12 protein-coding genes are annotated in these 15,253 nt (G+C 61.7%); 7 read left to right on the top strand and 5 right to left on the bottom strand.

Going from position 1 to position 15,253, the window contains the following annotated elements; translation table 11 throughout:
• Window positions 1-83 precede the first annotated feature (83 nt).
• From DWY95_RS09210 to DWY95_RS09200, 3 genes are all read right to left on the bottom strand, one after another.
• Window positions 84-1,052, bottom strand: a complete 969-nt coding sequence (locus DWY95_RS09210) for a carbohydrate ABC transporter permease (RefSeq protein ID WP_118553295.1) — start codon at window positions 1,050-1,052, stop codon at window positions 84-86.
• 15 nt (window positions 1,053-1,067) lie between these two features.
• Entirely contained in the window at window positions 1,068-1,994 is a 927-nt protein-coding gene (locus DWY95_RS09205; protein ID WP_187116974.1) for a sugar ABC transporter permease, read from the bottom strand.
• Between the two features lie 126 nt (window positions 1,995-2,120).
• A complete protein-coding gene (locus tag DWY95_RS09200; RefSeq protein WP_097792080.1) occupies window positions 2,121-3,479 on the bottom strand; it encodes an ABC transporter substrate-binding protein in 1,359 nt (452 codons plus the stop codon).
• Between the two features lie 498 nt (window positions 3,480-3,977).
• On the opposite strand from DWY95_RS09200, the gene DWY95_RS09195 reads away from it, so the two are divergent.
• The 7 genes from DWY95_RS09195 (at window position 3,978) to DWY95_RS09165 (ending at window position 12,118) form a co-directional block, all read left to right on the top strand.
• Window positions 3,978-4,823 carry a MurR/RpiR family transcriptional regulator gene (locus DWY95_RS09195; protein ID WP_118553294.1) on the top strand — a complete coding sequence of 282 codons (846 nt, stop codon included), beginning with the start codon at window positions 3,978-3,980 and terminating at the stop codon, window positions 4,821-4,823.
• A gap of 114 nt (window positions 4,824-4,937) precedes the next feature.
• Window positions 4,938-6,434 (top strand): stage IV sporulation protein A, encoded by a 1,497-nt coding sequence (spoIVA, locus tag DWY95_RS09190; RefSeq protein ID WP_097792082.1) that lies wholly within the window; start codon window positions 4,938-4,940, stop codon window positions 6,432-6,434.
• Between the two features lie 132 nt (window positions 6,435-6,566).
• Window positions 6,567-6,713 (top strand): six-cysteine ranthipeptide SCIFF, encoded by a 147-nt coding sequence (gene scfA, locus DWY95_RS09185; protein ID WP_015563834.1) that lies wholly within the window; start codon window positions 6,567-6,569, stop codon window positions 6,711-6,713.
• A 68-nt stretch (window positions 6,714-6,781) separates the two neighbouring features.
• Window positions 6,782-8,233: a thioether cross-link-forming SCIFF peptide maturase gene (gene scfB, locus DWY95_RS09180; protein ID WP_118553293.1), complete on the top strand. Its 1,452-nt coding sequence runs from the start codon at window positions 6,782-6,784 to the stop codon at window positions 8,231-8,233.
• Window positions 8,230-9,648, top strand: a complete 1,419-nt coding sequence (locus DWY95_RS09175; RefSeq protein WP_118553292.1) for an amino acid decarboxylase — start codon at window positions 8,230-8,232, stop codon at window positions 9,646-9,648. The genes scfB and DWY95_RS09175 overlap by 4 nt, the downstream gene beginning before the upstream one ends.
• A 156-nt stretch (window positions 9,649-9,804) precedes the next feature.
• Window positions 9,805-10,524, top strand: coding sequence for an ABC transporter ATP-binding protein (locus DWY95_RS09170; RefSeq protein WP_118553291.1), 720 nt, complete (start codon window positions 9,805-9,807; stop codon window positions 10,522-10,524).
• Window positions 10,514-12,118 carry a hypothetical protein gene (locus tag DWY95_RS09165; protein ID WP_118553290.1) on the top strand — a complete coding sequence of 535 codons (1,605 nt, stop codon included), beginning with the start codon at window positions 10,514-10,516 and terminating at the stop codon, window positions 12,116-12,118. The genes DWY95_RS09170 and DWY95_RS09165 overlap by 11 nt, the downstream gene beginning before the upstream one ends.
• A 70-nt stretch (window positions 12,119-12,188) precedes the next feature.
• On the opposite strand, the gene DWY95_RS09160 is transcribed toward DWY95_RS09165, so the two are convergent.
• Window positions 12,189-14,762, bottom strand: coding sequence for a heavy metal translocating P-type ATPase (locus tag DWY95_RS09160; RefSeq protein ID WP_118553289.1), 2,574 nt, complete (start codon window positions 14,760-14,762; stop codon window positions 12,189-12,191).
• A 41-nt stretch (window positions 14,763-14,803) separates the two neighbouring features.
• Complete coding sequence (locus DWY95_RS09155; protein ID WP_118553288.1) at window positions 14,804-15,205, bottom strand: metal-sensing transcriptional repressor; 402 nt, start codon at window positions 15,203-15,205, stop codon at window positions 14,804-14,806.
• Window positions 15,206-15,253 lie beyond the last annotated feature (48 nt).

Below are 15,253 nucleotides of genomic sequence, written 5' to 3'. Positions count from 1 at the left end.
CGGCCCTTGGGCGGGCCTTGCGTCTTGCAGACCGCTGCGCCAAAAATCCCTCCCTGTTTCCGCCGCAGGCGGCGGTCGGGATTTTAGCCCTTAACCGCACCCATTGCGATGCCCTTGGTGAAGTACTTCTGGAAGATGAGGAAGATGATGATGATGGGCACAGCAGCCAGCGCGGCACCGGCCATGATCAGGCCGAAGTCGGTGCTGTTCTCTGCCTGCAATTTTGCAATGCCCAGCGAAATGGTCAGGTTGCTGGTGCTGGACAGCATGATCAACTGCATGAAGTAGTCGTTCCAGCTGTTGATGAAGGTGAAGATGGCCAGCGCACCGACGCCCGGTTTGACCATCGGCAGAACGATGCTGACAAAAGTCTTTGCTTCGCTCGCACCGTCGATGCGGGCCGCTTCCAGCATTTCGGTGGGGATGCCCTCACTGAACTGTTTCATCAAAAAGACACCGAACGGCCAGCCGACGATGGGGAAGATGACGGCCCAGATGGTGTTGTACAGGTTCAGGGAGCTCATCTCACGCAGCAGGGGGATCAGGATGACCTGCTTGGGCAGTGCCATGGCGCAGACGATGAGGGTGAACAGCACCTTGCGGCCGACGAAGCGCTTCTTGGCCAGCGCATAGCCCGCCATGGCGGCGGTGATGCAGGTCAGAATCATGGAGGTGACAGCCATGAACACGGTGTTGATCATCCAGCGCAGCGCAGCCGGAGCCGTGGGGCCGACGGAGAAATAGATGGGCTCGCCGTCGCTGCTGAATCGTGCGCTGAAGGGGACGGCCAGCTGCCACAGCGGAGCGCTCTTACCCGCGAACAGCTTCTGGTAGTTGGTCAGCACCCACTCATGGGGCCACCACTCCGGGGTGGTGGAGTTGATGGCAGCGCCGGTCTTGAACGAACCGGTGATGATCCAATACAGCGGGAAAGCGAACGTCACCGCAACGATGCTGATGAGGATCAGCGTCAGGATGGTGTAGGCGCTGGCTTTCTTGAGCTTGCTGGGGTGCCGCTTCAACGGCTTTTGTTTCTTTTCAGTTGCACTCATTGTTTGGCACCTCCCTTAATTGTCCTGATTGCCCAGTTTGAACTGGACCGCCGACAGGATGGCGATGATGACCGCCAGCACAACGCCCATTGCATTGCCGTAGCCGTAGCGGTACAGCTTGAATGCGGTGTAGTAGATGTAGTACATGATGGTGTCGGTGCTGTGGTTGGGGCCGCCGGACGTCAGCAGCTGGATCAGTGCGAAGCACTGGAAGGAGTTGATGGTGGTGATGACCAGGATGTACAGGGTGGTGGGCATGATGGCGGGCCACTTGATCTTCCAGAACGCCTGGAAATCGTTGGCACCATCCACTTCAGCTGCCTCGACGATGGACTGGTCCACATTGCCCAGTGCGGAGACGTACAGAACGATGGGCTGGCCCACGGAGGTAGTCAGCAGGATGAGGATGATGCAGCCCAGAGCGAACCGCTCATCGCCCAGCCAGTTGATGTTCTTGTCGATGAGGCCGAACGTTTTGCCCAGATAGTTGAAGATGCCGTAGTAGTTGTTGTACATCCACTTCCACACGACGGTAACGGCGACCGAACCGGTGACGACGGGGAGATAGAACACGCAGCGGAAGAGGCTGGTGGTCCACTCCGGCAGATCGACGATGGCCGAGCTGACCCACAGCGAGAATGCACAGGTGACCGGCACGGAGACCACGACGATGATGATGGTGTTCTTCAATGCGCCGATGAAGATGGGGTCTGCGAACAGCTCTTTGTAGTTCGCCAGGCCGACGAAGATGTCGGCGCGGTTCATGGTGGAATCGAAGAAGCTCGTGACCACGCACAGGACCATGGGGTAGATGACGAATCCCAAGAAGAAGATCAGGCTGGGCAGAAGAAAGAGGTAGGATGCGATGGTCTCCTGCCGGACCAGTGCGCGGCTGCGCTTCGGCTCTTGGATCGATGCAGTCTTTGCAGCCAAGAAAATCACCAAACCTTTCGTTTTGATCGGCTCCCGACGGATTTTTTGCAAAAGAATTGCCCCTCCCTCGCCGGGATTTTCGAGGAAGGGGCAAGGGTTTTATCAAGAGATGACGGTCAGGATGTGGTGTGCAGCTTATGCCTCAGCAGTAGCGGCAGCGTTTGCATTCTGAACGAAGGTCGCAACAGCCTGCTCGACAGGCTCGCCGGTGCCGACGCGCTGCAGCATGTTCCACCACTCGGTACGAGCCGTTGCCCAGCCCGGAGTGATCTGGTAGTAGTCGCCCAGGTAGGACATGAACTTGGTGTACTCGCTCATGATGTCGTTGCCGGCGTAGATGTCGCCAACGCTCTCACGAACGGGGAAGTAGGTGGAAGCCAGAACGCTTGCACCGACCTGGTCGGGGTCTGCTGCGATGAAGTCGATGAAGGTCTTGGCTGCTTCGATCTTGGCCTCGTCGCCGTTGTCAAAGATGCCGAAGCCCCAGATACCGCCGCACAGCTTCGGGTCACCGCTCTCGGTGGGAAAGGCCATGGGGAAGATCTCGTCGCCGCTGTTGGTCAGACCGGCGTCGTTGTTGTCGGAGTTCAGCTGCTGTGCGATGTTCCAGCAGAATGCCATCTGCAACGTGCCGTTGCGGAACAGGGTGATCTCCTCGCCGCCGTTGATGGAAGCATCAAAGTTGACGCCCTTTGCATCGTACAGAGCCTGGATGGCCTTGATGTTTTCGGGGGAGTCAGCAGTGTACTTGGTGTGGGCTGCATCGGTGAAGGTGCCGCCGTACATGTTGTTGATGATGGCGCGGGTGCCCTGGTCGCCGCCCTGGCCGCTGCAATAAATGGCTGCGACGTTCTCGTAACCGCCATTGTACAGTGCGTCAACGGTCTTCAGGAAGCCGTCGGTGCTCCAGGTGTGCTTGTCGGTATCAATATACTGGTCTGCGCCCACTTCCTTGACCTTGGTCATGTTGACGGCCATGCAGTGTGCGGTCATGCACAGGGGATACTCGTAGTAGTCACCGGCCTCGTTCTTGCAGGCGGACTCGACCGATGCGTAGATATCCTTCTTGGCATCGTCGGTCCACAGATCGTTCAGGGGAGCCATGACGCCCTTCTTGCCCCAGTTTGCGACCAGACGCTCCGGGCCTTCCATGATCAGGTCGGGTGCGCTGCCGCCCTCGATGGCGGTGTTGACCTGGTCGTCGCCGTTGGTGTAGTCCAGATACTCGACGGTGACCTTGATATCCGGATACTTTGCGTTGAAGCTGGAGATCAGCTCCTGCACAGTCTCATCCTTGCCCCAGCCGCCGATGGGGTATGTCCACAGCTTGATGCTTGCACCGGCAGAAGCGGTGCTGGAAGCAGCTGCGGAAGAGGCGGTCGAAGACGCTGCGGTGCTGGAAGAAGAGGAACCGCCGCATGCGGCCAGTGCGCCTGCTGCGCTCAGGATGCCGGCAGCCTTCAGGAAGGAGCGGCGAGAGATACAGTTTTTCATAACGAAATTCTCCTTGCATATCATATGTTTGCGGCTTATCGTGTCGAGCCGCTGTTGTTGCCTTTATTATAGAAAAATATTTTCATTTTGTCTATCTATGCAATGCACAATTTTGAAAAAACTTTCTTGTGAACAACTACCAAATCAAGCGAAGAGAACGACTCCTTTTCAAAAAATAGCGGACTTTTTGGTGATTGTAGCCATTTTGTAACCATTGCAAAAACACGGATTTTACATAGCCTGAAAAAAGTTTTCGCAGACAAAAGGGGTGTTTTTGTCTGATTTTGAAAAGAATTTTCGGAAATAAGTCGTACTTTCCGGCTGAAATTGGACGCTCTGCACAGAAAACGGCGATGATTTGTGGTGAAAGCCGCTCTTGCCAAGGAGGAAAGATTCTTTTATACTTTCATTAAGAAAGAGTCCCGGCAAAGGCGTCACAGCGGTATGTGCGGCGGAGCAGACGCGGATGCCGGGGAAAAAGTAGGAGAGAAAGCTGACATGTCTACTAATTTCTGGGAGCTGCTGCACCAGCGGCAGGACGAGCTGACCAAATCCGGGCGGATGGTGGCGGATTACCTCATCCACCATGCCGACGAGGCGCAGTATCTTTCGATCTCGTCGCTGGCGCGGGAGTGCAAGGTGGCCGAGGCGACCGTTTTCCGGTTCTGCCGGGCGCTGGGGTTCGAAGGGTATCATGAGATGCGCATCGCGCTGGCCCAGGCCAATGCGACCGCTTCGCTCATCAATCAGCAGGAGCCGGAACCGGGTACGACCACCGACAAGCTCTGTGAGCATGCGAGCGCGTTGTTCCTCACGGCCATCAATGGCACCCAGAGCGCCCTTTCACCGGATGCAGTGGACAAGGCCGTGGATCTGCTGCGGGCAGCAAGGCAGGTGTTCTGCCTGGGGCAGGGCGGCAGCATGCTGCTGGCCAATGATATCTGTGCCCGCTTTTCCAGCCTGTCCAACAAGTTCCGCACGGCAGGAGACAGCCACTTGCAGCTTCTCTCCGCCAGCCTGATGACGCCGGAGGACGTCGTGCTCTTCGTCTCCTATTCGGGCGCGACCCGCGACATGATGGAGACCCTGCGCACCGCAAAGGCATCCGGCGCAAAGATCGTCCTTCTGACCCACTACGAGGACTCGCCGGGCGCTGCACTGGCGGACGTGGTGCTGCTCTGCGGCGCACAGGAAAGCCCGCTGGATTCCGGCAGCATCCCCATCAAGGTGTCGGTGCTCTACGTGGCCGAGGTACTGCTGCTCCGCTATATGCTGGATGACCCCCAGCAGGCCAACGATGCCCAGGATCGCACGAGCGAGGCCGTGGCCATCAAGCTGCTCTGATAGAAAAAAGGAAACCCTCTCCGTCAGCCTTGTGCGCTGGGAGAGGGTTCTATTTTTGCGTTTTGAGAATATAGTGTCTCTGAGAACGCCAGATGCGGACAGGAGGAGACCATTTTGGAAAAGCAGGAACGTTTGGAAGCCACGGTCTGCCGCGAGATCGGTGCACGCACCGGCGGCGAGATCCTGATCGGAGTGGTGGGCCCGGTGCGCACCGGCAAGAGCACCCTCATCAAGCAATTCATGGAGCAGCTGGTGCTGCCTGCCATCGAGGAGGACGACGCCCGCCTCCGTGCGCGGGACGAACTGCCCCAGTCGGCGGCGGGGCGCACCATCATGACGACCGAGCCGAAGTTCATCCCGGAGCACGCCGTCCCACTCCAGCTGGAGGGCGGCGGTGAGTGCCGCATCCGCCTCATCGACTGCGTGGGCTATATGGTGGAGGGGGCCATGGGCCACGAGGAGAACGAAAAGCCCCGCATGGTCAAAAGCCCCTGGTTTGAGGAAGAGATCCCCTTTGACCTTGCCGCCGAGACCGGCACCCGCAAGGTCATCCGGGATCACTCCACCATCGGCATCGTCGTCACCACCGACGGCACCATCAGCGAGATCCCACGGGAAAACTATCTTCCCGCTGAACAGCGGGTCGTCGAGGAGCTGGAAGCGCTGGGCAAGCCCTTTGTCATCCTGCTCAACAGCACCCACCCGGACGCCCCGGAAACGCAGGCCCTTGCGGCGCAGATGGAGCAGGCGTATGGGCGCAGCGTGCTGCCTGTGAGCTGCATCGACCTGGACCGCGCCGCTCTGCACGAGATCCTGCGGCGGGTGCTCTACGAGTTCCCGGTGCGGGAGCTGGATTTTGCCATCCCGCGCTGGGTCACCATGCTGGACCGGGGCCACTGGCTCCAAACGGAGATCTACACAGCCGCGCTGGATTTTTCGGAGAAGATCTCCCGCATGAAGGATGTCCCGGCCCAGAACAGCGCCGGAGCCCTTGCCAGCGATTCGGTGGAGCGCTCCACCCTCAGCGGCATGGATCTCTCGGAGGGCATCGTGCGGGTGACGGTTCTGCTCAAGCCGGATGTGTTCTACCGGGTGCTCAGCGAGCAGACCGGCCTTGCCATCGGCGATGAAGCGGGCCTGATGCCCTGCATCATTGAGCTTTCCAGAGCCAGACGCGAATATGAAAAGATCCGCAGTGCGCTGGAACAGGTGGAGGCCACCGGATACGGCATCGTGATGCCCACCATCGACGAGCTTTCGCTCGAAGAACCGGAGATCATCCGGCAGGGCGGGCGGTACGGTGTCCGTCTGGAAGCCAGTGCGCCCTCCATCCACATGCTCAAGGCCGTGATCCACACCGAGATCAACCCCATCGTGGGCACCGAAAAGCAGAGCGAGGATCTGGTGCAGAGCCTTCTGGGCGACTTTGAGTCCGACCCGGAACGGCTGTGGGAGTCCAACATCTTCGGCAAGAGCCTGCATGAACTGGTCAACGAGGGCTTGCAGAACAAGCTCCTGCACATGCCGCAGGAAGCCCGCGGCCGCCTGCAGGATACGCTGGAAAAGGTCATCAACGATGGATGCAGCGGCCTCATCTGTATTTTGCTGTGAACATTTCACTTCCCGCCAAACTGTGACAAAAATCTTGACATCCAGCCCGGCCCGTGGTATTATACACAAAGATAATATCGTGCGTGGGTGGTTCTGCGCATCAAATCTTTTGAGCTAGAGAGGTTATATATTATGGAACGTATCAAGACGATCGCTACTCGTGACCTGACCAAGAGCGTTGTGACCGGTGGCTGCGGCGAGTGCCAGACTTCCTGCCAGTCCGCCTGCAAGACTTCCTGCGGCGTGGCAAACCAGAAGTGCGAGAACAGCAACAAGTAATTTCTGCAAATCGGATGCCGCCTTTGCCGGGCGGCATTTTTTTATGTAACAATGGAATGGAGACTAAAATGGTACATCAGTATCAATTGAACGGCTATAACATCGTGCTGGACACCTGCAGCGGCTCGGTGCATGTGGTGGACGATGTGGCGTATGACGTCATCGCCCTGTACAAGGAGCGCTCCGCCGATGCGATCGTAGCGGCCATGCTCGAAAAGTACGGCGACCGCCCCGACGTGACCGAGGCCGACCTGCGCCAGTGCCTGGAGGATGTGGCCGCGCTGGAACAGGCGGGCAAGCTGTGGAGCCCCGATACCTACGCCGACATGGCCTTCGACTTCAAGAACCGCAACACCGTGGTCAAGGCGCTCTGCCTGCATGTGGCCCACACCTGCAACCTGAACTGCTCCTACTGCTTCGCCTCGCAGGGCCGCTATCAGGGCGACCGTGCGCTGATGAGCTTTGAGGTGGGCAAGCGCGCCATGGATTTCCTCATCGAGAACTCCGGCACCCGCCGCAACCTCGAAGTCGATTTCTTCGGCGGTGAGCCGCTGATGAACTTTGAGATGGTGAAGAAGCTGGTGGCCTACTGCCGCGAGCAGGAGAAGATCCACAACAAGAACTTCCGCTTCACCATGACCACCAACGGGATGCTGATCGACGAGGATGTGATCGACTTCTGCAACAAGGAGTGCCACAACGTCGTCCTGAGCCTCGATGGCCGCAAGGAGGTCCACGACCGCTTCCGCAAGGACTACGCGGGCCGCGGCAGCTATGACGCCATCGTGCCCAAGTTCCAGGAGTTCGTCCGGAAGCGCGGCGACAAGGGCTACTACATGCGCGGCACCTACACCCACTTCAACACCGACTTCACCAACGACATCTTCCACATGGCGGACCTCGGTTTCACCGAGCTGAGCATGGAGCCGGTGGTCTGCAAGCCGGACGACCCCAGCGCCCTGACCGAGGCCGACCTGCCCATCCTGAAGGAGCAGTATGAGATCCTGGCCAAGGAGATGCTCAAGCGCGACCGCGAGGGCCGCGGCTTTACCTTCTACCATTACATGATCGACCTGACCGGCGGCCCCTGCATCTACAAGCGCATTTCGGGCTGCGGCTCCGGCACCGAGTATATGGCCGTGACCCCCTGGGGCGATTTGTACCCCTGCCACCAGTTCGTCGGCGACCCCAAGTACCGGATGGGCGACATCTGGAAGGGCGTCACCAACACCGCCGTGCGGGATGAGTTCAAGCACTGCAACGCCTACGCCCGCCCGGAGTGCAAGGATTGCTGGGCCAAGCTCTACTGCTCCGGCGGCTGTGCGGCCAACGCATACCACGCCACCGGCAGCATCACCGGCGTGTACGAGTACGGCTGTGAGCTGTTCCGCAAGCGGATGGAGTGCGCCATCATGATCCAGGTGGCCAAGAACCAGGAGCTGGCCGCACAGGGCATCGAGGTGCCCATCGAACTGGGCAGTACCTGCAATGCCTGCGCGGACGGCGAAGCCTGCGAATGAGCATGACCACGCCCATCGTGGACTTTGTGCAGAACTACGCAAAGTCCGGGACTTCCCGCCTTCACATGCCCGGCCATAAAGGGCAGGCCCTGCTGGGGTTTGAAGGGCTGGACATCACCGAGATCCGGGGCGCGGATGAGTTGTACGAGGCCGACGGCATCATCGCCCAGAGCGAGGCCAACGCGACCCGGCTCTTCGGCACGGCCCATACCTATTACAGCACCGAGGGTTCGTCCCAGTGCATCCGGGCCATGCTCTGCCTGGCGATGCAGGCAGCCCCCGCCGGGCAGCGCCCGGTGCTGCTGGCGGCTCGCAACGCCCACAAAGCGCTGCTCTATGCCGCCGCGCTGCTGGATCTTGACATCCAGTGGCTCTGGCCCGCGCCGGACGCGGCCGGGGCGCTGTGCAGCTGCCCCGTGACCGAAGCTCAGCTTGCCGCTGCGCTGGACCGGCTGGCCGGGCAGGGGAGAACCCCCTTCGGCGTCTACCTCACCAGCCCGGACTACCTCGGCGGGATGCAGGACATCGCGGCCCTTGCAAAGGTCTGCGATGCGCACGGTGTGCCGCTGCTGGTGGACAATGCCCACGGTGCCTACCTGAACTTTCTGGTGGGCGGCAGCCGCCACCCCATTGCATTGGGGGCGGCGATGTGCTGCGATTCCGGGCACAAGACCCTGCCTGTCCTTACCGGCGGCGCCTACCTGCATCTGGGGCCGAAAGCGCCCGTGCAGGAGGAAACGGCAGTCCGCAATGCGCTGGCGCTGTTCGGCTCCACAAGCCCGTCTTATCTGATCCTGCAATCCCTCGACCGGTGCAACCGGTATCTTTCGGAGGGGTATCCGCTGCGGCTCTACTCCTGCTGCGGGCAGCTGACCAGGATGCGCCGGGTGCTGAACGAGCGGGCCGCTGCGGCAGGCTGTCCGCTCCCGCTGGCGGTGGACGCCCCCGCCCGTGAGCCGCTCAAACTCACGCTGGATGCGGCGGCACTGGGCATGACCGGCACCGCGCTGGCCGAGGCTCTGCGGCAGGACCGCATCGAGTGCGAATATGCCGACCCCCGGTATGTGGTGCTGATGTTCACCCCCGAAAACCCGGCGCAGGATTATGAGCGGCTGGCAGCGGCAGTGGCACGGCTCTGCGCGGCTCTGCCGTCGGCCCCGGCTCTGCCGGAACCGGAAGCAGATGTCTTCACGGAACTGGCGGCGGAGGCTGCGCCGGTCTGCACCGTGCGGCAGGCGGTGTTCGCCCCGCAGGAGCTGATCCCCGCCGAAACGGCGTTGGGCCGCGTCTGCGCGATGCCCACCGTCTCCTGCCCGCCGGCGATCCCCATCGTGGTGAGCGGAGAACGCATCGGCCCGGCAGCACTGAAACTTTTTGCACGATACGGCATCAAAAATGTCGCAGTCCTGAAATGAACAGAAAGCGGCACCGGTCTGTAAAGCAAAACGGCTTTGCGGGCTGGTGCCGCTTTTGCATCCCGACTTGCGCCGAAATGCTTGACAGGCACTTCCGCGGATGATACGATTTGGCTATCAAACAGGAGCGCATCAAGACCGAAAGGAGAGATCCGAATGCTGGAGATCCGGCATCTGACCAAACAGTACGGCGAGAAAACGGCGGTGGAAGACCTCACACTGACCATCCGGCCGGGAGAGATCTTCGGCTTCATCGGGCCGAACGGGGCGGGCAAGACCACCACCCTGAAATGCTGCTGCGGCATCTTGCAGCCGGATCGCGGCGAGGTGTGGGTGAACGGCTGTTCCATGCGGGACGACCCGCTTGCGGCCAAGCGTCAGCTGGCCTATCTGCCGGATGACCCGGCCCTTTATGGCTACATGACCGGTATCCAATATCTGGATTTCATTGCGGATGTGTTCGGCGTCCGCGAGGCTGCCCGCGCCGAGCGGGTACGGGTGTACGGCGAGCGTTTTGCGCTGACCGAAGCGCTGGGCCAGCCCATCAGCTCTTACTCCCACGGCATGAAGCAGAAGCTGGCCATTCTGGCGGCACTGCTCCACGCGCCCAAACTCATCCTGATGGATGAGCCGTTCGTGGGGCTGGACCCGCTGGCCTCCCACCAGCTCAAGCAGACCATGCGGGCCTTCTGCGATGCAGGCGGGGCCATCTTCTTTTCCACCCATGTGCTGGAAGTGGCCGAAAAGCTCTGCGACCAGGTGGCCATCCTCCGGCAGGGGCGGCTCGTGCGGGCTGGCTCCATGGCCGAGGTGCGGGGCGATGCTTCGCTGGAATCGGTCTTTCTGGAGCTGGAAGGGGTGCAGGATGGGCACTGAGACCAGACGTCTGTTCCGCGCCCTGTTCCGGAAACAGCTGCGGGAGCAGGGGGCCTTCCTTGTCCGGAGCGCCAGCACCGGCAGACACCGCACCAGAGCGGGCCGGTTTGCGTTCGGAGCGCTGTATGGGGGCATCGTGCTGCTGGTGATGGGCAGTTTCTTCTCGCTGGCGTGGCCGCTGGGAGAGCTGCTGCTGCCCGCCGGGCAGGAGGCGCTGTACTTTCTGACGATGGAGCTGCTGGCGCTGGCCGTTGGTGTATTTGCGGGAGCATTTTCCAGCTATGGGAGCCTGTTTCAGGCCAGAGACAACGACCTGCTGCTGGCGATGCCTATCCCGCCGTGGATGCTCTTTGCCGTCCGGATGAGCGGGCTGTACGCGATGTGCCTGTTCTATCTGCTGCTGCTCTGGGTCCCGGCAGAAGTGGTGTATGGGCTGTATGCAGCTTCTCCGCTGGGCGGGTTGCTGAGTGCAGTCCCCATGGCGCTGGTGCTGGCCGGGGCAGCGACCCTTCTGGCTGCGCTGCTGGGGTGGGCGGTCGCTCTCTGCACTGCGCGGGCCGCACACAAAACGCTGGTCACGATTGCGGCAACCCTGGGGCTTGCGGTGGTGTATGCTCTCGTCTACCAACGGGGAATGGCTCTGCTTGAACAGGTGCTGGGGCAGGCGGCGCTGGGCGGAAGTGACACGGCCCTAACGGGCGCGGGGCACTTTTTGGGAGGTGCCGCCTGCGGGGAACCGCTTTTGCTGCTGGTGCTGGCCGTTGGCATCGTGCTGCTCTGCGCGGCGCTGGGCAGGGCGCTTTCCGGGCCGTATCTGACCTTGATGACGACCCGGCGCGGGGCTGTGAAACGGACGCGGGCGCGGCTGGCCCGCCGTTCCTCGCTGCGGCGGACGCTGTTGCGCCGGGAACTGCTCCATCTGGGCAGCAGCGCGTCCTATCTGCTCAACTGCGCCATGGGTTCGCTGGCGCTGCTGCTTCTCAGCGGCGCAATGGGATACAAGGCGGACGCACTGCGGGCGTTGGCGGCGCGGCTGCCCGCGCGGGAGCTGGGCGTGGTGCTGCTGACCTTCACGGTGGTGCTGGTGGCCGGGATGAACCTCCTCACCGTGCCGTCCGTCTCACTGGAAGGGGAACAGCTGTGGCAGCTGCAAAGCCTGCCGGTAACACCATGGCAGGTGCTGCGGGCGAAGCTGGACCTGCATCTGCTGGTCACCCTGCCGCCCGCGCTGCTCTGCCTGGCTTGCGGGCTGGTGCTTCTGCGCGCGCCGTGGACTTCGGCCCTGCTGGCGGGTCTGCTGGTGGCATTGGATGTTGTTTTCACAGCTGCAGCCGGGTTGATGCTCGGCGTGGCGATGCCGCAGTTCCACTGGACGAGCGAGATGGCCGTCATCAAGCAGAACCCCAGCGTTCTGCTGGCACTGCTTGTCAACTGGGCTGCTGGCTTTGTGCTGGGCGTGGGGGTGCTGGTGCTGGCGCAGTTCGTGCCGGCTGAGGCCGCATGGATGGCAGCATTGGGCATCCTTGCCCTGGCCGATGGGGCTGCGCTCCGCTGGCTGAAGACGAAGGGCGCAGAACGATTGCAGAGATTATAAAAGATAAAAAGACCCTCTCCGGGCATTGCAGCAAAGCAAGGATGGAGAAGGTCTTTTTGGCAGGTGCGGCTTATTCGATGCCGGTCACTTTGTAGTCCTGGTCTTCAACGGCCTTCTTCAAGGTCTCGTTGGCGACATCGGCGCTCAGGGTGACGACGGCGGTGCCGGTCTCGTGGCTGACCACGGCCTCGTGGACTTCGGGCAGAGCTTCCAGTGCCTTCTTCACGCGGGCCTCGCAGTGGCAGCACATCATGCCTTCAACGTGCAGGGTCTTTTTCATGAAACGTTCCTCCTTGACAGTGGATTCCGAAACGGGTTCGGTCGTATCTTCAGCCTGCGGCTGCGCGGCAGCGGGCAGGGCGGAAGTCTTGATCTTGTGGTCGTGTTTAGTGCTGTGCAGGTCGAACAGGTTCAGGCGCAGCGCGTTGCTGACGACACAGAAGCTGGACAGGCTCATCGCGGCGGCACCGAACATGGGGTTCAGCGTCAGGCCGAAGGGGATGAACACACCGGCGGCCAGCGGGATGCCGATGATGTTGTAGATGAAGGCCCAGAACAGATTCTCGTGGATGTTGCGCAGGGTGGCGCGGCTCAGGCGGATGGCGGCGGGCACATCGGAGAGCCGGGAGTTCATCAGCACCACGTCCGCCGCATCAATGGCGACGTCCGTTCCGGCACCGATGGCGATGCCGGTGTCGGCGCGGGTCAGGGCCGGTGCATCATTGATGCCGTCGCCGACCATGGCGACCTTGCCGGAGGCTTGCAGCTTGCGGATGACGGCCTCCTTGCCGTCGGGCAGGACGCCAGCGATGACCTCATCCACGCCTGCCTGACGGCCGATGGCGTCGGCGGTGCGCTGGTTGTCGCCGGTGAGCATCACGACCCGGATGCCCATGTTCTGCAATTCACGGATGGCGCGGGGGCTGTCCTCCTTGATGGTATCGGCCACGGCCACTACGCCCAGCAGACGGCCGGCGCCACCGAAGTAGAGCGGCGTTTTGCCCTCGCTTGCCAGCGCGGCGGCTTTTGCCTTCAGGCTGGCGGGCACAGCGGCCTTTGTCGCAAGGAAGGACGCATGGCCTGCGTAAACTTCTTTGCCGTCCAGCGTTGCAGTCAGGCCGTTGCCGGGCAGGGCTGCAAAGTCGGAGATTTCCGGGGCCTCGATGGCGTTGGCCTCGGTGTAAGCGAGGATGGCCTTGGCCAGCGGATGCTCGCTCCTGCGCTCCAGCGCGGCGGCAAGGGTCAGCAGCTCCGTCTCGCTTACCCCCTCGGCGGGCAGGATGTCGGTGACCTTGGGTTCGCCGCTGGTGATGGTGCCGGTCTTATCCAGTGCCACGATCTGGGTGCGGCCTGCGGCTTCCAGCGAAGCGGCCGTCTTGAACAGGATGCCGTTCTTGGCCCCCAGACCGTTGCCGACCATGATGGCCACCGGTGTGGCCAGACCCAGCGCACAGGGGCAGCTGATGACCAGCACCGAGATGCCGCGGGCCAGCGCATAGCCGAACTCCCGGCCCAGCAGCAGCCAGACGATGGTGGTGACTACTGCGATGGAGATGACCGCCGGGACGAAGAAGCCCGACACGGTGTCGGCGATCTTGGCGATGGGGGCCTTGGTGGCGGCGGCGTCGCTGACCATCCGGATGATCTGCGCCAGAGTGGTATCTTCGCCCACGCGGGTGGCCTCGCACCGCAGGAAGCCCGACTGGTTGGTGGTGGCGGCTGAGACCTTGTCGCCCTCGGCCTTGTCCACCGGGATACTCTCACCGGTCAGTGCGCTCTCGTTCACGGCGCTGCTGCCTTCCAGCACGATGCCGTCCACCGGGATGTTCTCACCGGGGCGGACGACAAAAACATCGCCCTTGCGCACTTCCGCGATGGGGACGCTGACTTCGGTGCCGCCCCGCAGGAGGGTGGCCGTTTTGGGGGCCAGCTTCATCAGGCTCTTGAGCGCGTCGGTGGTCTTGCCCTTGGAGCGGGCTTCCAGCATCTTGCCCACCGTGATGAGGGTCAGGATCATGGCGGCCGACTCAAAGTAGAACTCCATCATATAGTGCATGACGAGGGCGTCGTTGCCATCCACCTGCGCGCGGGTCATGGCGAAGAGGGCGTAGGTGCTCCAGAGGAAGCTGGCAGAGGAACCGAGCGCCACCAGTGTATCCATGTTGGGGGCGCGGTGGAGAAGGCCCTTGAAGCCGTTGATGAAGAACTTCTGGTTGATGACCATCACGATGCCCGCCAGCAGCAGCTGAACGAGGCCCATCGCAACGTGGTTGCCGTCGAACCAGTGGGGGAGCGGCCAGCCCCACATCATGTGCCCCATGGAAAAGTACATCAGCACCGCCAGGAAGAGCAGGGAGGCGATGAGCCGCTTTTTCAGTTTGGGGGTCTCGTGATCTGCCAGGGCGTCGAGGTCAGCGCTGGGGTCCGGGGCGGCGGTGGGCCCGCCCGCCTTGGGGCTGGCGCCATAGCCTGCATCCTGCACCGCCTTGACGATGGCGGCGGCACTCGCGGTGCCCTCCACGCCCATGGAGTTGGTGAGCAGGCTCACCGAGCAGCTCGTGACGCCGGGCACGGCGTTTACGGCCTTTTCCACCCGTGCAGAGCAGGCCGCGCAGCTCATGCCGGTAACGTTGTATTGTTCCATAGTCTCACTCCTTGCGATGGGTCAGCTTGTCCGAAAAAGGGTCATTTCATGAGTTTGGGCAGCAATTTCAGCAGCTCATCCAACTTTTCGTCGCTGCCCGCGCGCAGGTCGTCCGCGACGCAGGTGCGCACATGCTGGCTGAGCAGCTCTCTGGAAAAGGCGTTCAGCGCAGAGTTTGCCGCCGCCACCTGCACGAGGATGTCGGCACAATAGACGTCTTTTTCGACCATGCCGCGGATGCCCCGGATCTGGCCCTCGATGCGGTTCAGCCGGTGGATGAGACTCTTGTACTCCTCCTCGCTCCGCTTTTTGTGGCGGCAGCAGCAGGCGTTCAGGGTCTCTGCTTCGGCCTGCGCTGTTTCGGCAGCTGCATCTTCGCAGCAGGGGGCAGGGGACGCTTCGTGCAGGGCACAGCGGGGGCAGGGTTCCATCTCGCTGCTCATGGGAACCACTCCTTTCAAATTACCCCTTGGGGGTATCTTTCGTACAAA

This window comes from Faecalibacterium sp. AF28-13AC, assembly GCF_003478405.1.
Lineage (GTDB): Bacteria > Bacillota > Clostridia > Oscillospirales > Ruminococcaceae > Faecalibacterium > Faecalibacterium prausnitzii_E.
The sequence above is the reverse complement of the archived record's forward strand: the minus strand, read 5'-3'. Positions and strand labels throughout refer to the sequence as shown.